Genomic DNA, 22,914 nt, shown 5'->3' on the forward strand with positions numbered 1-22,914 from the left:
TCCTTTTATTTGGTGCCGGCCGCGAATTCCAGCCAGCCGTCGGTGTACCAGGCGTACAGGGCGTCCACCACGTCGTCCGACGCTTGCGCCAGGGCCGCCGCGCCGAGCGCGCGGTCGTTTGCCAGGGTCACCAGCGCGACCTTGTCGGCGCGGCCGATGGCGAAGGACTCGCCGTTGATGAAGACATGGCTGCCCCGGTACAGCATCTGCGTCTTGGGCGACAGCGCCACCCCGCCTTTTTTCGCCGCCGACTGGAGGAAGCGCTCTAAAGTCAGCGGCTTGTCCGGGCCGGTGAAGAAAACGTTGTGTTTTGGCTCAGACAGGTACTCGCCCAGGAAGATGGTGATGTCGTCCTCGGTGAAGCGCACCTTGTTCAGCTCGTCGATCACGGTGTCCAGCATATGGCGCGGGATTTCGGCCGGCTTGCCCGTCGCCTCCAGGTCCGGATCGGCGTAGCGGCCCGGCAGGTCGATCGAATCGGCCATCCATTGCAGGAAGTTCTCGCCCAGTTCCTGGAACGACGGCGAACGGAAGCCGATCGAATAGGTCTGGCAGTCGCCGATGGCGGTGCCGTCGTGCGCGTAGTGGGGCGGCAGGTAGAGCATGTCGCCCGGTTCCAGCACGAATTCCTCGTCCGCCTGGAAATTGCTCAGGATCTTGAGCGGCAGACCGTCGATCAGGCTCAGGTCCTTCTGCGGGCTGATGCGCCAGCGGCGCTGGCCCTGCGCTTGCAGCAGGAACACGTCGTAGGAATCGAAGTGCGGGCCGACGCCGCCGCCGTCGGTGGCGAAGCTCACCATCAGGTCGTCCAGGCGGGCGTCGGGGATGAAGCGGAACTGGCGCAGCAGCGCGTCGGCGCGGGCGTCGAACAGGTTGACGCCCTGCACCAGCATGGTCCATGCCTTTTCGTCGCGCGCGGGCAGCGCTTCGAGCGGGCCGTGCTGCATATCCCAGTTGCCGTCCACCTTGGTGATCAGGCGGGATTCAACGAAATTCTTTTTTGCCAGCTCGGCCAGCGCGTCCAGCGTCAGCAGCGGCTTGAAGCCGGGCACCGCTTGACGGATCAGCAATGGTTTCTTGTGCCAGTAGTCGCGCAGGAATTGCGCGGGCGTGATGTCGCCCAGGAGAGGTAATTTTTTCATACCCCATTATAACAAGCGCACTGATGGGGGAATCCGGGGCGCTGGGTGGAGCTGGGAATTCGTGCGGCACTGCCGCGCGCCAGCGCAACGGTTTGCGCCTGCTGGCGTGGGCTCGACTACAAGGTATAATCTTGGGAGCTTAAATACGAAAGGAAGCCATAATGAAGATCGCCAAGAATACTGTTGTGACCGTTAACTACAAACTGTCCGATGCACAGAACAATCTGATCGAAGACGGTCGCCAGCCTATGGTCTACCTGCACGGCGGTTACGAGAACACGCTGCCGAAAATCGAAGAAGAGCTGGACGGCAAAGAGACCGGCTACGCTTCGACCATCCAGATCGAACCGGAAGACGCGTTCGGCGATTACGACGCCGCGCTGGTGAAGGTCGAGCCGCGCAACCGCCTGCCTGAGCCGCTGGAAGTGGGCATGCAGTTCGAAGGCATGCCGGACGGCGAAGATGGCGATGAAGAAGCGCTGATCTTCACCGTGACCGAAATCGCCGACGACAAGGTGGTCCTCGATGGCAACCATCCACTGGCCGGCATGGCGCTGCGCTTCGAGCTGAACGTGGTTGACGTACGCGCCGCCACCGACGAAGAAATCGCGCACGAGCACGTGCACGGCGCCCATGGCCACCACCACGGCGAAGAAGATGACGGTGAAGAGGGCGACGAGTTCCGCACCCACCCGATCCACTAAGCACTAAGCAGCAGCGAAAAAGGCACGCGTTCGGCGTGCCTTTTTTCTATGGCGCGGTGTCGCCGCCGTCCTTCAGCGTGAACAGCGCGGCGCTGCCCGGCTGGACTTTCACCGCTTCCCATTCCGTCCCCAGGCCCAGATGGCCCAGGTTGCCTTGCCAGGTGATGGCGGGCGCCGTTTTGCCGTCGCCCTGGCCATCGATCAGCAGCACCTTGCCCTTGAACTTCTCCGCCTGCGCGCGCACCTGCTTGCGCACCTGCTTGAAGCCGTCCTGCTTGTCGCCGAAGCCGCTGAGCAGCGAAAAACCTTCCTCCGCATGCACGCCCAGGTCGCCGTCCGAAAACAGGACCACGCCTTGCACGCCGCGCCGCTGCGCCAGCGTGAACAGGCGGTGCAGCCAGGCGCGGTTGGCCACCAGCCTGTCCTCGTATTCGCTGTTGCGGCCCGCCTCGGGCAGGTAGTGGTTGTTCTTGGCCGGCAGGTTCAAGGTGGCGAACAGCACGCCGCCGTGCTCCCAATAGGCGTTCTCCGCGTAGCTGCGGAACTTGGCCGTGGCCGAAAGGCGCGTCAGCGTCAACGGTTGCGCGCCGAGCGAGTTGCTATCCGGGTAGAAGACTTCGCGGATGCGGTTCAGCCGCTCCACCGCGTTCGAACGCCCGGCCGAGTTGCGGCATTCGCTCCAGTCGCTGCCTGCGGGCGACACGATGATGGGGCGGGGCGATTCGTCCAGTACCTGCTTGCGCTGGCTATACAGCCTGTCGCTGCAAGGCTCGCTGGCCGCCTTGATGCCGGTGGCGACGATGAAGGCCGGCTTTTCCTGGTTCACTTCGGCGATGGCGCGTTTGAGCAGGGCCTCGTCGGCGTCGGCCTTGAAGGCGTGGCCGATGGCGCCGAACTGGAAGCCGCGCGCGGTTTTCGCGCTGGAGACCTTGCCCGCCGCCGGCTGCGCGGCAAACGCCGGCGCGCCTGACGATACGGCAGCCAGCAGCGCCGTCAGCAGCAGGGCTGCGCGCCGTGTCATGCCAGTGCCGGCTCCGCGAGGCGCTTGAGCTGGTACAGGCGTTCCAGCGCTTCGCGCGGGGTCAGCGCATCCGGGTCCAGATCGTCCAGCGCGTCGAGCAGTTCGCGCATGGCGGGCGTCTCGGCGGCCTGCGCGGGGGCTGGTGCCTGGCCCGGCTGAGGCGCTTCCTCGTCGTTGGCATCGACGGTAGGCGCGGCGAACAGGTCCAGCTGCGGCGTGGCGTCCAGCGCTTGCGCTTCCAGGCGCGCCAGGTGTTTGCGCGCGGCTTTGATCACAGGCTGCGGCACGCCGGCCAGTTGCGCCACCTGCAGGCCGTAGCTCTGCGAGGCCGGGCCGTTCTGCACCGCGTGCAGGAAGACGATGGTGTCCTTGTGCTCGACGGCCGACAGGTGGACGTTGGCGGCGGTCGGATGGCTCTCCGGCAGCTGCGTCAGTTCGAAGTAGTGGGTGGCGAACAGCGTGAAGCTGCGGCTGGTGTCGATCAGATGGCGCGCGATGGCCCACGCCAGCGCCAAGCCGTCGAAGGTCGACGTGCCTCGGCCGATTTCATCCATCAGCACCAGCGAGGTGTCGGTGGCGCCGTTCAGGATGGCCGCCGCCTCCGTCATCTCCACCATGAAGGTGGAGCGGCCGCCGGCCAGGTCGTCGGTGGCGCCGATGCGGGTGAACACGCGGTCGATCGGGCCGATCACGGCGCTGGCGGCGGGCACGTAGCTGCCCACGTAGGCCAGCAGCGTGATCAAGGCCACCTGGCGCATGAAGGTCGATTTACCGCCCATGTTCGGGCCGGTGATCAGCAGCAGGCGGCGCTCGTTGACGAAGCGACAGTCGTTGGCGATGAAGCGTTCGATCTGGCCTTCGACCACCGGGTGGCGGCCCTCGGCGATGTTGATGCACGGCTCGGCCACCAGTTGCGGCGCGCACCAGTTGTGGCGCAGCGCGTGGTCGGTCAAAGCGGTCAGCGTGTCGAGCTGGGCCAGCGCCTGCGAGATGGTCTGCAAGGTGCCGATGAATGGCGCCAGGTCGGCCAGCAGCTGGTCGTACAGGATTTTCTCGCGCGCCAGCGCACGGTCCTGCGCCGACAGCGCCTTGTCCTCGAAGGCCTTCAGCTCCGGCGTGATGTAGCGCTCGCAGTTCTTCAGCGTCTGGCGGCGCCGGTAGTCTTCCGGCACCTTGGTGGCCTGGCCATTGGTCACCTCGATGTAGAAGCCGTGCACGCGGTTGTATTCCACGCGCAGGTTGGCGATGCCGGTGCGCGCGCGTTCACGCGTCTCCAGGTCCACCAGGTACTGGCCCGCGTTCTCGGACAGGCCGCGCAGCTCGTCCAGGTCCGCGTCGAAGCCGCGCGCGATCACGCCGCCGTCGCGCACCATGGTCGCCGGCTCTTCCATCACCGCGCGCGTCAGCAGGTCCAGGCAGTCTTCCGGCGTGGACAGCGCGCCGTGGATGGTCGACAGCAGCGATGGCGCACCCTGAGCGGCGTCCTGGCCCAGGCTGCGCTGCATGGCCTGGCGCAGCACCGGCAGCTGCTTCAAGCCGTCGCGCAGGCTGGCCAGGTCGCGCGGACGCGCCGACAGCAGCGCGATGCGCGTGGTGATGCGTTCGATGTCCGGCACCTGCGCCAGCGTGTGCGACAGCACGCCGGTGGTGTCGCTCTGCGCCAGCGCGGCGATGGCCTCGTGGCGCGAGCGCGCCACGTTCTGGTCGCGCCTGGCGTGATGCAGCCAGTAGCGCAGCAGGCGCGAACCCATCGCGGTGCGGCAGTGGTCCAGCAGCGAAAACAGGGTAGGGGATTCCTGGCCGCGGATGGTCTCCGTCAGCTCCAGGTTGCGGCGCGTGGCCGCGTCCAGGCCGATGAATTCCGATTCGGTTTCGGTCGCCAGGCTGCGCACGTGCTGCAGGCCGCGTCCCTGCGTCGATTGGGCATAGCGCAGCAGCGCGCCGGCCGCGCCGAAGGCGGCGCCCAGGTTGTCGGCGCCAAAGCCGGTCAGCGTGGCCACGCTCAATTGCTCCAGCAGCGCCTTGTGGCCGCTGACCACGTCGAAGTGCCACTCCGGCACGCGGTTGACGTGGCAGGCGAAGCTGTCCTCGAACAGTTCCGCGTCGTCGCCGCGCAGGATCTCGGCGGGGGAAATGCGCTCCAGCTCCTGCTGCATGCGCAGCGCCACGGTGCGGCTGTCCCCCGAGAACTCCATCAGCTTCAGCGCGCCGCTGGCCAGCGACAGCCAGGCCAGGCCGGCGGTGACCACCTTGCGCTGGCTGATCATGCACATCGCCAGCAGCGGGCGTTCGGCTTTTTCGGGCAGCAGGTCCGAGTCCGTCAAGGTGCCGGGCGTGACCACGCGCATCACTTTGCGCTCGACCGGGCCTTTGCTGGTGGCCGGATCGCCGATCTGCTCGCAGATCGCGCACGACTCGCCGATCTTGACCAGCTTGGCCAGGTAGCCTTCCAGCGAATGGAAGGGCACGCCCGCCATCTTGATCGGCTGGCCGTTGGCCGAACCGCGCGCGGTCAGCGTGATGCCCAGCACGCGCGAAGCCTTCTCGGCGTCCTCGTGGAACAGCTCGTAGAAGTCGCCCATGCGGTAGAACACCAGCATAGCCGGGTATTCGGCCTTGATGCGCAAATATTGCTGCATCATTGGCGTAACTTTTTCAGCGGGGCTGTTCTTGACGGCGGCGGCGTTGATTTCGCTAGGGATGGTGGTCATTGTTTCGTGGTTCGATGTGGCTGCGCGCGACTGCGCGATAAGGCCGACATTTTACCGCTTTCACAACGGTGCGCCGAGTTTCCCTTGGTTTTAAGGCAGAAAATCGTCGTCCAGCACCTGTTCCACGCTGAACGGGCAGTGCGGCGGGAAGTGCGAGGCGGACAGGCCGGTCTCGTCGACGGCCCTGCGCAGCGCGTGCGGGTAGCTGGCGTCCAGTTTGGCCTGGAGCTTGGGCCGCAGGCTAGGGCTGTCATCGACGATCATTTGGATTTGCCGCCGTTGTTCGTGTACTGTGCTTTCCCAACTGCGGGTTTTGCGTTCAGGCTGGAACGCGCATTTGAGCAGGTGGGCAATCAACACGTCCAGTCTGCTTCCCAGTTCGCGGCGGTCTCGATTGGCCATGGATGTGAGCTCGTCGATGAGGTTTTCCCTGTCCAGAAGTTCCAACTTGCCTGTGCGCAGGAACTCGGCTTGCGCTTCCAGCCAGATGATGAAGTCGTCTTCATACCTTGGCGTGGGGAGCGATTCGTCTTTGAAGTCCAGCATGATGCACCTCCGTTACGAGTGTCCAGCGTAGGCCTTTGCGCGGCGCGGTGGCGTGCGTTTGCGCTATGGCTTGGGTTTTACTTGTGCTTGATGGACTTGAGCAGGTTGTCGCGGATTAACGCGACGGTTGCTTGCGCCTGGGCCGCTTGCGCGTCATCGAGCCCGGTGGCCGCCAGCACGCCGCGGTTCAGCGCCTGCTCCCGCAAGGCGTAGCCCGCGTCGGTCAGGCTGACCCGCACTTGCCGCTCGTCCTCTGGGTCGCGCTGGCGGCGCAGATAGCCCATGGTCTCGAGCTTTTTCAGGATGGGGGTGAGCGTGTTCGATTCCAGGAACAGCTTCTCGCCCAGGCTGCCGACGGTCTGCCCGTCCTCCTCCCACAAGGCGATGATGGCGATGTACTGGGTATAGGTGAGGCCAAGCTCGTCGAGCAGGGGCTTGTAGGCCTTGCCCAGCGCCAGATTGGCCGAGTAAATCGAAAAGCAAAGGAAGTCGGCGAGCTTCCTGACGCCGGGGTCCGACGGGCTGACGCGGGTGGTGGCGGGCTTTTTCACTGTCTTCCTCGGGCGTGGTTGGATGCCTCATTGTATCGGGTTCGATTTAATCGGTGCAATGGAAAGTGCTTGCAATTCCCCCGCAGTATGGCTATTGTTGGTCTTATCCGATTAACTCGGTTCCGATATAACATCTCTGGAGATCGACATGACTGTCATGCAAAATGTTCTGTACACCGGCAAAACCCACACCACCGGCGGCCGCAACGGCGAATCGCGCAGTAGCGACGGCCGGCTGGACATCCAGCTCTCGCCGCCGGGCTCGTCCGGCGCCGGCACCAATCCCGAGCAGCTGTTCGCCGCCGGCTGGTCGGCCTGCTTCATCGGCGCCATGGGCAAGGCGGCGCAGGCCCGCGACGTGACCCTGCCCGCCGATCTGGCGGTGGACGCGGAGGTCGACCTGGGTACCACCGAAGGCGCATACCTGCTGCAGGCGCGCCTGAACGTCAGCCTGCCCGGCGTGCCGCGCGGACTGGCCCGGGAGCTGGTCGATGCCGCCCACACCCTGTGCCCCTACTCGAAAGCGACGCGCGGCAATATCGGCGTGGAAATCAAGCTGGTCTGAGTTTTTTGTATCGCCACGTATCCGGTGCGGCCATGGACACAAATCCGGGCGCCGCACATACAGCGCGACACAGCCCGGATACGCGCGGCGGGTGTACTGCAAGCCCGTCAATTGAAAGGAAAAAACGATGAAAACGATCCATTCCATGTCCGTCGCGCTGTTGCTGGCCGCCAGTGCTTTGACCGTCCAGGCGGCGAAGGCGCAGATGCCCGGCATCGGGCGCGTCGACTTGCTCAAGCAGGACCTGAGCGCGCCAGGGCGCGAAGTGGTGCAGGTGCGCGTCGACTTCGGGCCGGGCGTATCGGCGCCGGCGCATTCCCATCCGGGGGAGGAGGTCGCCTTTGTGCTGGAAGGGACGCTGGAATATCAGCTGAACGGCAAAACGGTGACGCTAAAGGCCGGTGAAACGCTGTTCATTCCGGCCGGCGCGGTTCACTCGGCGAAAAACACCGGCAGCGGGGACGCGAGCGAGCTCGCCACCTACATCGTTGAAAAGAGCAAGCCCTTGGTCGTGATCAGCAGATAACGCCGCAAACAAGCCGCAAACAAGCCGCAAACAAGCGGCAAACAAGGCGCAATCCAGCCGCGATCCAGCCGCGATCCAGCCGCAGTCGGCGTTCCAGCCACGGCCCGGGTGTTAAGCGCCGCCGCTTTGCTTCCCGGCGCCGGGTGCGCCGTTCTGCCCCACGCCGTGCGTAGGATTAGCCGGCTGGGCCGGCCCGCTGCGCTGCTGCTTGCTGGGCGGCGACTTGCCTCGCGTCGCGTCGCCCTGATTGGCATCCTGCCACACGTCTTGCTTCGCTTCCCGCGTCGCTTCCCGCGTCACTTCCCGCTTCACGCCGGCATCGACGCCCGCGCCGCTGGTGGCGCCTTCGGTGCCTGGATTGTCGCTGCCCGAAATGCCGTCCTGGTCGCCAGGACCGCCTATGGATTGGCTGCCGCCGCTGCTGCTCATATCGCTCTCCTCAAAAGCGCCATTACACCCCCGGCCCGCTGCGCCATCTATGCGCCAACGCACCAAGCGCCGGCATCAGGCGCTGGATGTATTGACCAGGTGGTCGATCAGTGCGCGTACTTTTTTCGGCAGATGGTGCGTGGGCGGATAGACCGCATGCACCGTGCGTTCGGTGTAGCCGCCGATCAGCTCCCAGTCCGGAAACAGGCGCACCAGCGTGCCGGACTTCACGGCCGGCGCGGCGATGAAGTTGGGGATGATGCCGATGCCCACGCCGCCTTCCACCACGGCCAGCCGCGCCATGCTGCTGTTGACTTTCAGCGGCCCGTCGATCTCCACCACCAGTTCCTCGCCGGCGCGGCGCATGGCAAGCTGGTTGCGCAGCGTGCCGTATCCCATCTGGATGCAGCGATGACTGGCCAAATGCGCCGGCTCGGCCGGCGTGCCGTGCTCCAGCAGATAGGCGGGCGTGGCCACGATGGCATAGGCGACATTGCATAGCGGCCGGGCCACCAGCCCCGGCGCCAGCGTGCCCGCGACGGCGACCCGGATCGCCAGGTCGAAGCCATCCTCCACCAGGTCGACCAGGCGGTCGGTCATTTCTATTTCGATCTTGACCTCGGGCCACTGGATCAGGAATGCCGGCAGCTGACGCGCCAGCCAGATGTCGCCGTACACCATGGGGGCGGTGATGCGCACAGTGCCGGTGGGGTAGGCCGCGTAGCGCCCGGCCTGGGCCTCGACGTCGCGCGCGGCGCCCGCGATGCGCGCGCAGTCGGCGTACACGTCGCTGCCCATTTCCGTCAGCGACAGCGAGCGCGTGGTGCGGTTGAGCAGGCGCACGCCGAGGTGGGTTTCCAGGCGCCCCACGCAGCGGCTGACGGCCGACGCCGTCATGCCCAGGTGCCGCCCGGCGGCGGCAAAACCGTTGTGGTCGACCACCTTGGCAAATACCACCATTTCAGCGAGCAGTTTCATCAGATTAGTGAATTTGGGGAAGTATTGTATGTCCGGTGGAGCGTATTGTTACCTGTTGAGAATGATCATAACATCAAGTCATCCACTCACCACAGGGAGCGCCAGATGAACATCGTCAACTTTATCCTCCGTATCCTGACGTCGCCGGCCGCGCCGCCGGCCGGCAATCCCAACGTTGCGTGCAAGGCTGGCGGCTACCCTCGGCTCGTCACCCTGCGCTAAATTCAGGTAAAGCAAAAATAATTTGCGTACAAATAAATAGTGCGCTATAGTTATTCCCATGGCAGCCGCGAACACGGGCTGCCAGACAGCCAAAAATTTAGCGCACTAATTAATAGTGCGAAATATATCAACCAGCCTTGGAGATTCATATGAAACCCGTCATCAAATCCGCACTGCTCGCTTCCGCCGTCCTGTCCGCTTTTGCCGCCGTGCCGGCGCGCGCCGCATCCGCCGCCGACGACACCACCGTCGTGCTGGTGCATGGCGCTTTCGCCGACGGTTCGAGCTGGGACAAAGTGATCCCGCTGCTGCAGGCCCAGGGCGTGAAAGTGGTAGCGGTGCAGAACCCGCTGTCGTCGCTGGCGGACGACGTGCTTGCCGCGCAGCGCGTGATCGACGCGCAGACCGGCAAAGTGGTGCTGGTGGGGCACTCCTGGGGCGGCGCCGTGATCACGCAGGCCGGCGTCAGCGACAAGATCAAGGCGCTGGTCTATGTGGCCGCGTTCGCGCCGTCGGAAGGCGAATCGCTCGGTTCGGTGGGCAAGAATTATCCGCTGCCGGCCGGCGTGCCGACCTTGCAGGAAGGTCCGGCCGGCTTCCTCAGCCTGCCGGCAGAGTCCTTCGCCAGCAACTTCGCACAAGACCTGCCGGCCGGGACCACCAAGGTCCTGGCCGCCATGCAGGGCCTGTTCCCGGCCAAGAACTTCGCCGAACCGGTGAGCTACACGGCGTGGAAAAACAAGGCCAATTACTACATCGTCGCCAGCCAGGACCGCATGATCGACCCCGGCCTGCAGCGCGACTTCGCCAAGAAGATCAACGCCGTCACCACCACGCTGCCGACCAGCCACGTGCCGATGGTGTCGCAGCCCAGGCAGGTGGCCGAGGTCATCCTGGCGGCGGTCAAGCGCTGATACGGCTAACGGTATCTGGCGGTGATGCGTTGCCAGGCCGGCTCATCCTTGAGCTTGCGGACGGCTGGCGCCAGCTGGCGGGCATGCGGCCATGGCGCATCTGGCGGCGAAGCTCGCGCTTATGCCGCACGCCTGTATAATTTTGTTCATGGAAAAACTGAGAGACTTTGCGCAAATTGTCGCCGAGGCGCGGCGCGGCCAACTGGTATTCCCCACCAGCGTGAACGCGGCCCTGCAATTGCAGCAGGCGCTGGCCGATCCCGACTGCCACGTGGAAGACGCGATCCGCAAGGTGCTAGCCGAGCCGGTGCTGGCGGCGCGCGCGGTGGCGCTGGCCAATTCAGCCGTCTTCAGCCGGCTGGGCGGGCCTGTGGTCACCAGCGCGCGCGGCGCGGTGGTGCGGGTCGGCTACCGCAACCTGTATTCGCTGGCGGCGGCCATGGTGGTGCGCCAGTTCGGCGCCCGCATCCGCGATGCGCAGCTGCGCTTCAAGGCCGACCAGCTGTGGCAGCATTGCGCCCACGTGGCAGCGCTGTCGCACCTGCTGGCGCGCCATCTGACGCGGACCGATCCGGATACGGCGATGTTCGCCGGCATCATGCACGAGGTGGCAGGCTTCTACCTGCTGTCGCGCGCCGACGACATGCCGGGCTTGCTGGACGACCCGGACGAGCGCATGGGCGCCTTGCACGAGATCGTCACGCGCGAATTGCTGAAGAAATTGCTGGTGCCCGAGCCGGTGGCCGTGGCGATCGCCACGCTGCGGGGCGGGGCGATGTCGATACCGCCCAGCGGCCTGCGCGACACCTTGCTGCTGGCCAAGCGCTTGGCCCCGCTGCGCTCGCCGCTGCCGCTGGCCGACGACGCCGTGCTGGCGCGCGCGGCGGCAGTGGACGCCTACCTCACCGGCAACGCGCTGGTCGACGAGATCCTGATCGAATCGGCCGACGAGGCGCGCTCGATGAGCGCGGCCTTGCTGGTTTAAGGTCCAGCCGGACCGGGCGGGCGCATGCGCCAAGTCATGGCGGCATGTGCTCAACCATGCGCGGGGGGCTGAAAAAAATTGGTAACATGTAAAATGTTTCCCGATTCCGCCTCATGAAGAATGCCGTTGTGACCGCCCCCATCAATATTCTCGTCGTCGATGACGTCCAGCAAAACCTGACCGCCGCCGAAGCCCTGCTGACGCGTCCCGGCTTGCGCCTGCTGAAGGCCGGCTCCGGCGCCGAGGCGCTGGAACTCTTGCTCGTCAACGAGGTGGCGCTGGCGCTGATCGACGTGCAGATGCCCAATATGGACGGCTTCGAGCTGGCCGAACTGATACGCGGCAGCGAGCGCACGCGCGCCATCCCGCTGATTTTCCTGACCGCCGCCACCCGCGAGCCCGCTTACACTTTCCGCGGCTACGAAGCCGGCGCGGTCGATTTCATGTTCAAGCCCGTCGACAGCCTGGCCCTGGTCAGCAAGGTCAAGGTCTTCGTCGAGCTGTACCAGCAGAAAAAACAGATGTCCGCGCAGCTCGACGAGCTGCAACGCTCCTTGCGCCTGAACGAGATGTTTACCGCCGTGCTGGGGCACGACCTGCGCACGCCGCTGTCGGTGGTGATGAACGGCGCCATGCTGTTGCCGATGATGACAGACCATCCGAAGGTGGCGGTCACGGCGCAGCGCATCCAGAGCAGCGCGCGGCGCATGGCCCAAATGGTCGACCAGTTGCTGGACCTGGCGCGCATCCGTTCCGGCGCCATGCAGCCGCGCCTGCAGCCAGCCAATTATGAAGCGCTGTGCCGCGCCATCGCCGACGAGTTCCAGGGCGGCGAGGCACAGGCGCGCATCGCCATCGGCTGCAGCGGCGACGCGGCCGGCCTGTGCGACACCGCCATGGTGTCGCAGGTGTTGTCCAACCTGCTGGGCAATGCTTTGCTGCACGGCGAGGCCGAGCAGGAGGTGCGGGTGGCGGTCGACGGCGGCGCGCCCGGCCAGGTGAGGATCAGCGTCGCCAACCGGGGCGTGATTCCGGCGCCGCAGCTGGCGTGCCTGTTCGAACCCTATCAGCACGGCTGCGACAGCCGCAAGTCCGGCCAGGGGCTGGGGCTGGGGCTGTACACGGCGCGCATGTTCGCGCAGGCCCACGGCGGCGCCATCGCGGTGCAGTCCGACGCGCAGCGCGGCACCGTTTTCACCTTGACCATGCCGCGCAAGCCGCAGGAAGCGAACGCCGCATGACGCAGAATCTGCCCCGCAGCCATCCGCTGGACAGCGCGCTGGCCAACGGCGTGCCGTCCCACAGCGAGCGGTCCCCGGGCGGTGCGACGCCGGGCGGCAGCGCCGGCGCCCGGCCGGTGCAAGACCGCGCAGAGAGCGACGTCACCGGGGAATTGCTGCGCCTGGCGCAGGAGGCCGGCGGCATCGGCAGCTTCGAGTGGTTCCCGGACAGCGGGCAGGTGGTGGTGTCGGCCAACTACCGCCGCCTGTGGGGCATCGCCGACCATGTCGCGGTGACGGCGGACCTGCTGGTCGGCCTGGTCGATCCGCGCGACCGGGGCGTGGCAGGCACCCAGCGCATGGACCAGCCCAACCCGCTGGCCTACGCCGAATTCCGCATCCACCGCGCCGACACGGGCGAGCTGCGCTGGATGGCGCGCCAGGGCCAGGTGCTCGAGGGCGCGTCGCCCGCGCAGCGCCGCTATGTCGGGGTGGCGTTCGACATCACGCGGCGCAAGCTGGTCGAGCAGGCGCTGCGCGCCAGCCAGGACCGGCTGGCCGCCATCTTCGGCCAGGCCTCGGTCGGCCTGTCCGAACTGGATTTGACGGGCCGCTACCGGCGCGTCAACGGCGCGCTGTGCCAGATGCTGGGGCGCACCGAGGACGAGCTGCTCGGCCTGCACATGGACGACATCATCCACCCGCAGGAGATGGAGGAAAACCGCGCGCTGGTGCGCCGGCTGCTGGCCGAGGGCACGCCGTTCACGCTGGAGAAGCGCTATTTGAAGCCGGACGGCGACTGGGTCTGGATCTCCAGCAGCATGAGCCGGCTGGACGACGAGGCCGGCCAGCCGCAGGCGCTGATCGCGGTCAAGACCGACATCACCGAGCGGCGCCGCATCGAGATCGCATTGCGCGACCTGAACGACACGCTGGAGCAGCGCGTGGGCCGCGAAATCGCCGAACGCGACAAGGCCGAGGAGGCGCTGCGCCAGTCGCAGAAGATGGAAGCGGTGGGCCAGCTCACCGGCGGCGTGGCGCACGACTTCAACAACGTGCTGCAGATCATCTACGGCAATTTGCACCTGCTGCAACAGGATCTCCCCGACGGCGAAGACGGCGGCACCCGCAAGCGGCTGGCCATGGCGATCGCCGCGGTCGAGCGCGGCGCCAAGCTGTCCTCGCAGCTGCTGGCGTTCGCGCGGCGCCAGCCGCTGCAGCCCATGGTGTCCAACCTGGGGCGCCTGGTCGGCAATATGGACGAGATGCTGCGGCGCACCCTGGGCGAACGCATCGAGGTCGCCACCGTGGCCGGCAGCGGCCTGTGGAACACGCTGGTCGACCCTGGCCAGATCGAAAACGTGGTGCTGAACCTGGCCATCAACGCGCGCGACGCCATGCGCGGCGAGGGCCGCCTCACCATCGAGGTCGGCAACGCCGTGCTGGACGAGTACTACGTGAACAACCTGCTCGACGTGCCGTCCGGCCAGTACGTGATGCTGTCGGTCACCGACACCGGCGCCGGCATGACGCCCGAAGTGCTGCGGCGCGCCTTCGAACCGTTCTTCACCACCAAGCCGGAAGGCGAGGGCACCGGCCTCGGCCTGTCGATGGCCTACGGCTTCGTCAAGCAAAGCAGGGGCCATATCAAGATCTTCAGCGAGCCCGGCGAAGGCACCAGCGTCAAGATCTACCTGCCGCGCTCGCTGACCGACGAAACCCAGGAGTTGCCCGGCCTGAGCGGTCCGGCGCTGGGCGGCGACGAAACCGTGCTGGTGGTCGAGGACGACCCCGGCGTGCGCGCCGTGGTGCTCGACATGCTGGGCGGCCTGGGCTACCGCGTGCTGTCGGCCGAGAACGGCGAGCAGGCGCTGCGGGTGCTGGAGCGCGAGCGCGTCGACCTGCTGTTCACCGACGTGGTGATGCCGGGCACGCTGCGCAGCCCGGACCTGGCGCTGGCCGCGCGCGGCATGCAGCCCGACATCGCCGTGCTGTTCACTTCCGGCTATCCGCAGAGCGCCATCGTGCACGGCGGCCGCCTGGACCCGGGACTGGAACTGCTGAGCAAGCCCTACCGGCGCGACGAACTGGCGCGCAAGCTGCGCCACGTGTTCAACAACCGCAGCCAGGAACAGCTGGCGCGCCAGCGCAAGCGCGAGCTGGCCGGCGAGCTGCTGGCGCCGGCGCCCGGCATCGCCCGCAACAGTTCGCTGCGCATCCTGGTGGTGGAGGACAACCTCGATTCGCAGCAGATGGTGTGCGAGCTGATCGGCATGCTGGGCCACACGGTCAGCGGCGTGTGCGACGGCGAGCAGGCCTGGGCGCTGTTGCAGGCGCAGCGGTTCGACATCCTGTTTACCGACATCAGCCTGCCCGGCATGTCCGGCATCGAACTGGCGCGCCGCATGCTGGCGGGGGGCAGCCAGGCCCGCATCATCTTCTCCACCGGCTACGACAAGGAAGCGCTGGAGCGGCTGGAGTTCCACGCCAGCGTGCTGCGCAAGCCCTACGACTTGATGGAGCTGAAAGCCGCGCTCGACAATTCGCTTGGCAATCCGTTCGGCAACTCAGCCGGCAACTCGCCCGGCAATGCCTAGGCTGCCGCTCGCTGTCCTCCTACGCCTGCTGTAGGCTCCGTCCTATGGCGCCTGCCCGGCGCGCCGCATACAGTGCTTGGCATGACTATCCGGCATGGGCGGTGTTATGGTGACCAGTATTAAAAGCGCGGCGCGCCAGCGCAAGGCGCTGAAAGCGGCTGCGGCGCGCACGCGCCTGATCGGCGGACTGCTGCGCCGCGTGTTCGGCGTCGGGCAGTTGCGGCCCGGCCAGCGCCAGGTGATCGACAGCGTGCTGGAAGGGCGCAACACGCTGGCCATCATGCCCACCGGCAGCGGCAAGTCGCTGTGCTACCAGATTCCCGCGTCCATCCTGCCCGGCACCACGGTGGTGGTCTCGCCCCTGATTTCGCTGATGCAGGACCAGCTGGAAAAACTGGAGGAAATCGGCATCAGCGCGGCGCAGGTGAACAGCAGCCTGCCGCGCGCCGAGGAGCTCGAGGCGCTGGCCGGCATACGCGCGCGCAGCAGCGACATCGTGTTCTGCACGCCGGAGCGCCTGGCCACGCCGGAATTCCTGGAGCTGCTCAAGGCCACCGAGATCGACCTGTTCGTCATCGACGAGGCGCACTGCATATCGCAATGGGGGCATGACTTCCGCCCGGCCTACCTGGGCATAGGCGCCGCCATCGCGGCGCTGGACCGCCCCACCGTGCTGGCGCTGACCGCCACCGCCACCGAGGACGTGGTGGCCGACATCGGCCGGCAGCTGGGCGTGGCGGAACTGAACGTCATCAACACCGGCATCTACCGTCCCAATCTGCGCTACCGTGTGCTGCAAAGCACCAACCTCGACGAGAAACAGGCGCAAGCCCTGGAGCTGGTGCGGCGCACGCGCGGCGTCGGCATCGTCTACGCGGCCACGGTGAAGGCGGCCGAGGACATGCACGCGCTGCTCGACAGCGCGGGCGAGAGCGTGGCGCTGTACCACGGCAAGCTGCCGGCGCAGCAGCGCAGGGACAGCCAGGACCTGTTCATGCGCGGCGAGCGGCGCGTGATGGTGGCCACCAACGCTTTCGGCATGGGCATCGACAAGGCCGACGTGCGCTTCGTGATCCACCTGCAGGTACCCGCCAACCTGGAGGCCTATTACCAGGAATCCGGCCGCGCCGGGCGCGACGGCGGGGCGGCCGATTGCACGCTGTTGTACTACCAGGGCGACAAGCGCCTGCAGCAGTTCTTCCTGGTCAGGCACTACCCGGAGGCGAACGAGCTGCGCGCGGTGTACGAGACGGTCTGCAAACTGGCGGCGGACGGGCCGGTCGCCTTCAAGGCGCTGGACGAGGAACTGGGCGACGCGGCCACGTCCAAACTGCAGGTCTGCCTGAAGCTGCTCAAGGACGGCAAGCTGCTCAAGCAGAACCGCCGCCTGGAGTGGCAGGTGGCCAAGGGCGAGGCCAGCGCGGCGCAGCTCGACCGGCTGGCCCAGGTCTACGCCGACAAGCAGGAGCGCGACCGCGAAGCGCTGGAGCAGATGGTGGCCTACGCGCAGAGCGGCTATTGCCGCTGGAAGCTGCTGCTCGACTACTTCGGCGACGCCGCGCCGGGTTTCGAGCGTTGCTGCTGTTGCGACAATTGCCTGTCGCCGCCGCAGGCGGAGTTCGATCCCGGGGAGCGTTTCGCGGCGGCGCCCGTGCCGCCTCCGCAGGGCGCCGCGCCCGCCGCGCATATCGCCGTGGGCAGCCGGGTCAAGGTGCCCAAGTTCGACGTCGGCACCGTGCTGTCGGTGGCAGGCGACCTCGTCACCATCGAATTTCCGGAGCACGCCACCAAGACTTTTATGGCCGAGTTCGTGGAGCCGGCCTAGCGCAGGCTCCCGGCCTCCCAGCCTTCACTTATGTGCGGCAGCGGACAGATAGGCGCCGCCGTGCTTCGCTAGAATGGGCCATTCCGTCATTGGAGCCCGGCATGTCCGACATGGTGATAGTCCGCAAGGAAGGCTTGTACTGCGTCCCCGGCGATTTCTACATCGACCCGTGGCGGCCGGTGCCGCGCGCCGTCATCACCCACGCGCATTCCGACCACGCCCGCGCCGGCCACGGCCACTACCTGGCCGCCGCGCCGGGCGTGAACATCCTCAAGTCGCGCTTGGGCGACATCGCCATCCAGGGCCTGGACTACGGCACGCAAGTGGAGCACAACGGCGTGCGGATCTCTTTGCATCCGGCCGGCCATGTGCTGGGGTCGGCGCAAGTGCGCATGGAGCATCGCGGCGAAGTCTGGGTGGCCTCGGGCGACTACAAGGTGGAGCCGGATGCGACCTGCGCCCCGTTCGAGCCGGTGCGCTGCGACACCTTCATCACCGAGTCCACGTTCGGCCTGCCGATTTACCGCTGGCAGCCGCAGCAGGAAATTTTCGACGACATCAACGCCTGGTGGCGCCGCAACGCGGAGCAGGGCCGGCCCAGCGTCCTGCTGGGCTACTCCTTCGGCAAGGCGCAGCGCATGCTGAGCGGTCTCGACCCCGCCATCGGCACCATCATCTGCCACGGCGCGGTGGAGCCGCTGAACCGCGTCTACCGCGCGGCGGGCGTGGCGCTGCCGGCCACGCGCATGGTGGGCGAGGTGGACCAGGCCGGCATCCGGCGTTCGCTTGTGCTGGCGCCGCCGTCCGCCGCCGGCTCGCCGTGGATCAGGCGCTTCGGCGACTACAGCGACGCCTTCGCCAGCGGCTGGATGCTGCTGCGCGGCGCGCGCCGGCGGCGCGGCGTGGACCGGGGCTTCGTGCTGTCGGACCACGCGGACTGGCCCGGGCTGATGTCTGCCATCCTGGCCACCGGCGCGCAGCGCGTCATCGTCACGCATGGCGCGATCGCGGCCATGGTGCGCTGGCTGTGCCAGAACGGCTACGATGCGAGCGGCTTCGATACCGAATACGGCGACGACGAGGCGGACGACGCCACGGCGGCCGCCGCTGCCGCAGGCACTGCTGCTGCCGAGGAGGGAACGGAGGCGGCCCATGCGTGAATTCGCCCGTCTCTACGCCGAGCTTGATGAAACCACCGCCACCAGGCGCAAGCTGGAGGCGCTGCAGGCCTACTTCAGCAGCGCGGCGCCGGAGAACGCGGCGTGGGCGGTGTATTTTCTCGCCGGCGGCAAGCCGCGCCAGGCGGTGCCGGTCAAGCTGCTGCGGCAGTACGCCACCGAGTTCGCGGAGCTGGACGCGTGGCTGTTCGACGAGTGCTACCACGCCGTGGGCGACCTGGCCGAAACCATCGCCCACATCCTGCCTGCGCCGCGCCACCGCAGCGACGTCGGGCTAGCGGTGTGGGTAGAGCAGCGCATCGCGCCTTTGCGCGGCGCGGCGCCCGAGACGATACGCGAGGCGCTGTTCCGCTACTGGGACGAACTGGAAACGCGCGAGCGCTTCCTGCTGGCCAAGTTGATCGGCGGCGGCTTCCGGGTCGGCGTCTCGCGCCTGCTGGTCACGCGCGCGCTGAGCGCCATCGCCGCGCTGGACAGCAAGCTGATCGCGCAACGCCTGATGGGCTGGACCGACGGCCGCGTCAACCCCACGGCGGCCGGTTTCCTGCAGCTGATCGGCGCGCAGTCGGCCGACGAGCACGCGCTGCGCGGCGGCCAGCCCTATCCCTTCTTCCTGGCGCACCAGTTGCAGGCCGCGCCCGAGTCGCTGGGCGCGCTGGAGGACTGGCAGGTGGAGTGGAAATACGACGGCATGCGCGCGCAGCTGGTCAGCCGGGAGGGCGGGAACTGGCTCTGGTCGCGCGGCGAGGACCTGGTCACGGACCGCTTCCCCGAGCTCGCTGCGCTGCGCCTGCCCGACGGCACGGTGGTCGACGGCGAGATCCTGGTCTGGCGCGGCGCGGACGCCGCCGAGGGGGCGCCCGCGCCGTTCGCGGACTTGCAGAAGCGGATCGGGCGCAAGACCGTGTCCGTGAAAATGCAGGACGCACTGCCCGCCGTGCTGGTGGCCTACGACCTGCTCGAGCTCGATGGCGCCGATTTGCGGCCCCTGCCGCAGCGCGAGCGGCGCGTGCTGCTGGAGCAGCTGGTTGCCAAGGTGGACTCGCCGCAGTTGCGCCTGTCGCCGCTGGTGCGGGCCGGCAGCTGGCAGGAACTGGCCGCGATGCGCGCAGAGTCGCGCCTGCGCGGCGTGGAGGGCATGATGCTGAAGGCGGCCGGCGCGCGCTACGGCGTGGGGCGCACCAAGGACGTCGGCACGTGGTGGAAGTGGAAGATCGATCCCTACACGGTGGACGCGGTGCTGATCTACGCGCAGGCGGGCCACGGGCGCCGCGCCTCGCTGTACACCGACTACACCTTCGCCGTGTGGGACGATGCGGCCGGGGAACGCCAGCTGGTGCCTTTCGCCAAGGCGTATTCGGGCTTGACGGACGCCGAGATCGCGCAGGTGGACAGCGCGATACGGCGCACCACGATAGAGAAATTCGGTCCGGTGCGCAGCGTGAAGCCGAGCATGGTGTTCGAGATCGGCTTCGAAGGCATCGCGCGCTCGCCACGCCACAAATCGGGCATCGCGGTGCGCTTCCCGCGCATCCTGCGCCGCCGCGACGACAAGGCCGTCGAGGAGGCCGACACGCTGGACACGCTCAAGGGCCTGCTCGGCGGCAGCGGCGCGGCATGAATCCGGACGCGTGGTTCGCGCAGCGCGGCTGGGAGGTGTTTCCCTTCCAGCGCGAGGTGTGGCGCGCGGCGGCGGCCGGTGTATCGGGGCTGCTGCACGCCACCACAGGCTCGGGCAAGACGTATGCGGTCTGGTTCGCCGCCCTGCTGCGCGCGGCCGCCGCCCAGCCCGCGCGCCGCAAGGCCGGCCTGCGCGTGCTGTGGATCACTCCCATGCGCGCGCTGGCGGCCGACACGCTGCGCGCGCTGCAAACCTCGGCCGCCGACCTGGCAGCCGCGTGGACGGTGGACGCGCGCACCGGCGACACCACGTCCGCCCAGCGCGCACGCCAGGCCAGGCGCTTGCCGGACGCCCTGGTCACCACGCCCGAAAGCCTGACCCTGATGCTCAGCAAACCGGACGCCGCCGGGCAGTTCGCGCTGCTCGACATGGTGGTCGTCGACGAGTGGCATGAGCTGATGGGCAACAAGCGCGGCGTGCAGACCCAGCTCGCGCTGGCCCGCCTGCGGCGCTGGCATCCCGGCCTGGTGGTGTGGGGCTTGTCGGCCACGCTGGGCAACCTGGCGCGCGCCCGGGACGTGCTGCTCGGCCCCGGCATGGGCGTCATCGTCGAGGGCCGCATCCGCAAGGACATCGTCGTCGACACGCTGATCCCTGACCACCCTTCGCGCTTTCCCTGGGCCGGCCACCTCGGCATCCAGATGCTGCAGCCGGTGATCGCCGAGATCGAGCGGCACGCCACCACGCTGGTGTTTACCAACACGCGTTCGCAGTCCGAGCTGTGGTACCAGAACCTGCTCGACGCCCGTCCCGACTGGGCCGGCCTGATCGCGCTGCATCACGGTTCGCTGGACAGGGAGGTGCGTACCTGGGTGGAGCAGGGCCTCAAGAGCGGCGCCCTGAAGGCCGTGGTCTGCACCTCCAGCCTGGATCTGGGCGTGGACTTCCTGCCGGTCGAGCGCGTGCTGCAGATAGGCAGCGCCAAGGGCGTGGCGCGGCTGCTGCAGCGCGCCGGCCGTTCGGGCCACGCGCCCGGCCGCGCCTCGCGCGTCACGCTGGTGCCCACGCACAGCCTGGAGCTGCTGGAGGCGGCGGGCGCCAAACTCGCCGTGGAAGAACGCCGCATCGAACCGCGCCCGGTGCCGGACAAGCCGCTCGACGTGCTGGTGCAGCACCTGGTCACCATCGCCATGGGCGGCGGCTTCCGCGCGCAGGACCTGTTTGACGAGGTGCGCACCGCCTGGTCCTACCGCGAGCTCACCGCCGGCGAATGGCAATGGGCGCTGGACTTCGTGGCGCGCGGCGGCCAGAGCCTGACCGTCTATCCCGAATACCGGCGCGTGCTGCCGGACGGGGAGGGCGTCTACCGCGTGCCGGACGCCGCCATCGCGCGCCGCCACCGCATGGGCATCGGCACCATCGTGTCCGAGGCCAGCATCCAGGTGAAGTTCATGCGCGGCAGCCGCATCGGCACGGTGGAGGAGTCCTTCATTTCGCGCCTGCACAAGGGCGACCATTTCCTGTTCGGCGGACGCATCCTCGAATTCGTGCGGGTCCATGAGATGACGGCCTACGTCAAGCGCGCCAGCGGCGCCAAAGGCGCGGTGCCGCGCTGGCAGGGCGGCAAGATGCCGCTGTCGTCCGAGCTGGCGCACGCCGCGCTGGAATGCATGCGCCGCGCCACGCAGGGCCATTATGAAGGGCCCGAGATGGAGGCCGTGCGGCCGCTGCTTGAAGTGCAGCAGCGCTGGTCGGCTTTGCCGACGCCGGCCGCCACCGTGGTCGAAAGCATGCAAAGCCGCGAAGGGCAGCACTTGTTCATCTATCCGTTCGCGGGGCGCGCCGTCCATATCGGCCTGGCTTCGCTGCTGGCCTGGCGCGTCGCCCGCATGCATGCGGCCACCTATTCGATCGCCGTCAACGATTACGGCTTCGAACTGCTGGCGCCGGAGGCGCCGGACTGGCGCCAAATCTTCAGCGCCGCCGAGGGCCGCGACACGCCGCTGTTCGGCACCGGCCATTTGCTGGAAGACGTGCTGGCCAGTTTGAACGCCACCGAACTGTCGCAGCGCCGCTTCCGCGAAATCGCGCGCATCGCCGGGCTGGTATTCCAGGGCTATCCGGGCCAGCCGAAAAGCGCGCGCCAGTTGCAGGCCTCGTCCTCGCTGTTCTTCGAAGTGTTCCGCAAGCACGACGCGGGCAATCTGCTGCTGACGCAGGCGCAGCGCGAGGTGCTGGAGCAGGAACTCGAATTGCAGCGCCTGCGCGAGACGCTGCTGGAACTGCAGCGCCGCAGCGTCTCCTTCCACGCGGTCAAGCGTGCCACGCCGTTCGGCTTCGCGCTGATGGTGGAGCGCTTCCGCGAAAAGCTCAGCACCGAAAAACTGTCGGACCGCGTGGCCCGCATGCTGCGCGAACTGGAGAAGGCGGCCGGGCCATGACGCCGTGCGCCACCGAACTGGCCGGGGAGGGCGTGCTGCTGCTGCCTGCCAAGGCCTTGTACTGGCCGCGCCAGCGGCTGCTGGCGGTGGCCGACATTCACTTCGGCAAGGCGGCCTCGTTCCGCGCGCTGGGCGTGCCCGTACCGCGCGGCACCACGGCGGAGAACCTGGCGGCGCTGGACCGGCTGCTGGCCGAGCACGACGTGGCGCACCTGGTCTTCCTGGGCGACTTCCTGCATGCAAGGGCCGCGCGCGCCGGGGCCACGCTGGCGGCGCTGGCGCGGTGGCGCGCCCGCCATCCGGCGCTGCGGCTGACGCTGGTGCGCGGCAACCACGACCTGCATGCGGGCGACCCGCCGACCTCGCTGGCGATAGCCATGGAGGACGAGCCCTACACGCTGGGACCGTTCTCCTTTTGCCACCACCCCGGACTGGACGCGCCGGGCTACGTGCTGGCCGGCCACGTGCATCCGGTGTTCCAGCTCGCCGCCGGGCGCGACGCGCTGCGCCTGCCGTGCTTCCTGGCCAATGCGCGGCGCGCCATCCTGCCAGCGTTCGGCGCCTTCACCGGCGGGCACGCACAGCTTCCCGCCGCGGGCGAAAAGCTGTTCCTGGTGGCAGGCGATATGGTGCTGGCGCATACAAACTTTACGGCTGGAAGGTAAGAAAAACTCAGTCACTTATTGCGGGACTGTTCCTACAGCTTGTACTGCAAGTGTCCTATGTATCCCTGCTGGG

The 22,914-nt window shown here is 67.5% G+C and carries 19 protein-coding genes; 12 read left to right on the plus strand and 7 right to left on the minus strand.

The features are described from left to right. Window positions 1-5 precede the first annotated feature (5 nt). Complete coding sequence (locus ACSQ8Y_RS01530) at window positions 6-1,142, minus strand: JmjC domain-containing protein (protein ID WP_436264710.1); 1,137 nt, start codon at window positions 1,140-1,142, stop codon at window positions 6-8. 161 nt (window positions 1,143-1,303) lie between these two features. On the opposite strand from ACSQ8Y_RS01530, the gene ACSQ8Y_RS01535 reads away from it, so the two are divergent. After that, window positions 1,304-1,846, plus strand: a complete 543-nt coding sequence (locus ACSQ8Y_RS01535) for an FKBP-type peptidyl-prolyl cis-trans isomerase (RefSeq protein ID WP_436264711.1) — start codon at window positions 1,304-1,306, stop codon at window positions 1,844-1,846. Between the two features lie 46 nt (window positions 1,847-1,892). Here the strand turns inward: ACSQ8Y_RS01535 and ACSQ8Y_RS01540 are convergent, their stop codons facing one another. From ACSQ8Y_RS01540 to ACSQ8Y_RS01555, 4 genes are all read right to left on the minus strand, one after another. Continuing rightward, on the minus strand, window positions 1,893-2,867 hold the full coding sequence (locus tag ACSQ8Y_RS01540; protein ID WP_436264712.1) for a hypothetical protein: 975 nt from the start codon (window positions 2,865-2,867) through the stop codon (window positions 1,893-1,895). After that, the gene (mutS, locus tag ACSQ8Y_RS01545; protein ID WP_436264713.1) at window positions 2,864-5,578 is read right to left on the minus strand and encodes a DNA mismatch repair protein MutS; all 2,715 of its coding nucleotides are present in this window, start codon (window positions 5,576-5,578) and stop codon (window positions 2,864-2,866) included. The genes ACSQ8Y_RS01540 and mutS overlap by 4 nt, the downstream gene beginning before the upstream one ends. Before the next feature lie 90 nt (window positions 5,579-5,668). Then, window positions 5,669-6,124 carry a DUF29 domain-containing protein gene (locus ACSQ8Y_RS01550; protein ID WP_436264714.1) on the minus strand — a complete coding sequence of 152 codons (456 nt, stop codon included), beginning with the start codon at window positions 6,122-6,124 and terminating at the stop codon, window positions 5,669-5,671. Between the two features lie 77 nt (window positions 6,125-6,201). Next, window positions 6,202-6,675 (minus strand): MarR family winged helix-turn-helix transcriptional regulator, encoded by a 474-nt coding sequence (locus ACSQ8Y_RS01555; RefSeq protein ID WP_436264715.1) that lies wholly within the window; start codon window positions 6,673-6,675, stop codon window positions 6,202-6,204. A 148-nt stretch (window positions 6,676-6,823) separates the two neighbouring features. Between ACSQ8Y_RS01555 and ACSQ8Y_RS01560 the strand changes: the two genes are divergently transcribed. Next, the gene (locus tag ACSQ8Y_RS01560; RefSeq protein WP_436264716.1) at window positions 6,824-7,240 is read left to right on the plus strand and encodes an organic hydroperoxide resistance protein; all 417 of its coding nucleotides are present in this window, start codon (window positions 6,824-6,826) and stop codon (window positions 7,238-7,240) included. A 127-nt stretch (window positions 7,241-7,367) separates the two neighbouring features. Next, on the plus strand, window positions 7,368-7,766 hold the full coding sequence (locus ACSQ8Y_RS01565) for a cupin domain-containing protein (RefSeq protein WP_436264717.1): 399 nt from the start codon (window positions 7,368-7,370) through the stop codon (window positions 7,764-7,766). Window positions 7,767-7,877: 111 nt separating this feature from the next. Here the strand turns inward: ACSQ8Y_RS01565 and ACSQ8Y_RS01570 are convergent, their stop codons facing one another. Together ACSQ8Y_RS01570 and ACSQ8Y_RS01575 are read right to left on the minus strand one after the other, a co-directional pair. Continuing rightward, complete coding sequence (locus tag ACSQ8Y_RS01570; RefSeq protein WP_436264718.1) at window positions 7,878-8,195, minus strand: hypothetical protein; 318 nt, start codon at window positions 8,193-8,195, stop codon at window positions 7,878-7,880. 75 nt (window positions 8,196-8,270) lie between these two features. Then, window positions 8,271-9,173 carry a LysR family transcriptional regulator gene (locus tag ACSQ8Y_RS01575; RefSeq protein WP_436264719.1) on the minus strand — a complete coding sequence of 301 codons (903 nt, stop codon included), beginning with the start codon at window positions 9,171-9,173 and terminating at the stop codon, window positions 8,271-8,273. A 371-nt stretch (window positions 9,174-9,544) separates the two neighbouring features. On the opposite strand from ACSQ8Y_RS01575, the gene ACSQ8Y_RS01580 reads away from it, so the two are divergent. From ACSQ8Y_RS01580 to pdeM, 9 genes are all read left to right on the plus strand, one after another. Next, window positions 9,545-10,309 (plus strand): alpha/beta fold hydrolase, encoded by a 765-nt coding sequence (locus tag ACSQ8Y_RS01580; RefSeq protein WP_436264720.1) that lies wholly within the window; start codon window positions 9,545-9,547, stop codon window positions 10,307-10,309. A gap of 148 nt (window positions 10,310-10,457) precedes the next feature. Then, the gene (locus ACSQ8Y_RS01585; RefSeq protein ID WP_436264721.1) at window positions 10,458-11,294 is read left to right on the plus strand and encodes an HDOD domain-containing protein; all 837 of its coding nucleotides are present in this window, start codon (window positions 10,458-10,460) and stop codon (window positions 11,292-11,294) included. Between the two features lie 113 nt (window positions 11,295-11,407). Continuing rightward, window positions 11,408-12,535 carry a hybrid sensor histidine kinase/response regulator gene (locus tag ACSQ8Y_RS01590; protein WP_436264722.1) on the plus strand — a complete coding sequence of 376 codons (1,128 nt, stop codon included), beginning with the start codon at window positions 11,408-11,410 and terminating at the stop codon, window positions 12,533-12,535. Further along, window positions 12,532-15,111: a response regulator gene (locus ACSQ8Y_RS01595; RefSeq protein ID WP_436264723.1), complete on the plus strand. Its 2,580-nt coding sequence runs from the start codon at window positions 12,532-12,534 to the stop codon at window positions 15,109-15,111. Before ACSQ8Y_RS01590 ends, ACSQ8Y_RS01595 begins: the two co-directional genes overlap by 4 nt. A 106-nt stretch (window positions 15,112-15,217) precedes the next feature. Then, window positions 15,218-16,936, plus strand: coding sequence for a RecQ family ATP-dependent DNA helicase (locus ACSQ8Y_RS01600; protein WP_436264724.1), 1,719 nt, complete (start codon window positions 15,218-15,220; stop codon window positions 16,934-16,936). Window positions 16,937-17,037: 101 nt separating this feature from the next. Next, on the plus strand, window positions 17,038-18,096 hold the full coding sequence (locus ACSQ8Y_RS01605; RefSeq protein ID WP_436264725.1) for a ligase-associated DNA damage response exonuclease: 1,059 nt from the start codon (window positions 17,038-17,040) through the stop codon (window positions 18,094-18,096). Beyond that, window positions 18,089-19,735 (plus strand): ATP-dependent DNA ligase, encoded by a 1,647-nt coding sequence (locus ACSQ8Y_RS01610; protein WP_436264726.1) that lies wholly within the window; start codon window positions 18,089-18,091, stop codon window positions 19,733-19,735. The genes ACSQ8Y_RS01605 and ACSQ8Y_RS01610 overlap by 8 nt, the downstream gene beginning before the upstream one ends. Further along, window positions 19,732-22,176: a ligase-associated DNA damage response DEXH box helicase gene (locus tag ACSQ8Y_RS01615; RefSeq protein ID WP_436264727.1), complete on the plus strand. Its 2,445-nt coding sequence runs from the start codon at window positions 19,732-19,734 to the stop codon at window positions 22,174-22,176. Before ACSQ8Y_RS01610 ends, ACSQ8Y_RS01615 begins: the two co-directional genes overlap by 4 nt. Continuing rightward, window positions 22,173-22,841, plus strand: coding sequence for a ligase-associated DNA damage response endonuclease PdeM (gene pdeM / locus ACSQ8Y_RS01620; RefSeq protein WP_436264728.1), 669 nt, complete (start codon window positions 22,173-22,175; stop codon window positions 22,839-22,841). The genes ACSQ8Y_RS01615 and pdeM overlap by 4 nt, the downstream gene beginning before the upstream one ends. Window positions 22,842-22,914 lie beyond the last annotated feature (73 nt).

The sequence above is a fragment of the Pseudoduganella sp. LjRoot289 genome (assembly GCF_964252925.1).
Lineage (GTDB): Bacteria > Pseudomonadota > Gammaproteobacteria > Burkholderiales > Burkholderiaceae_D > Rugamonas.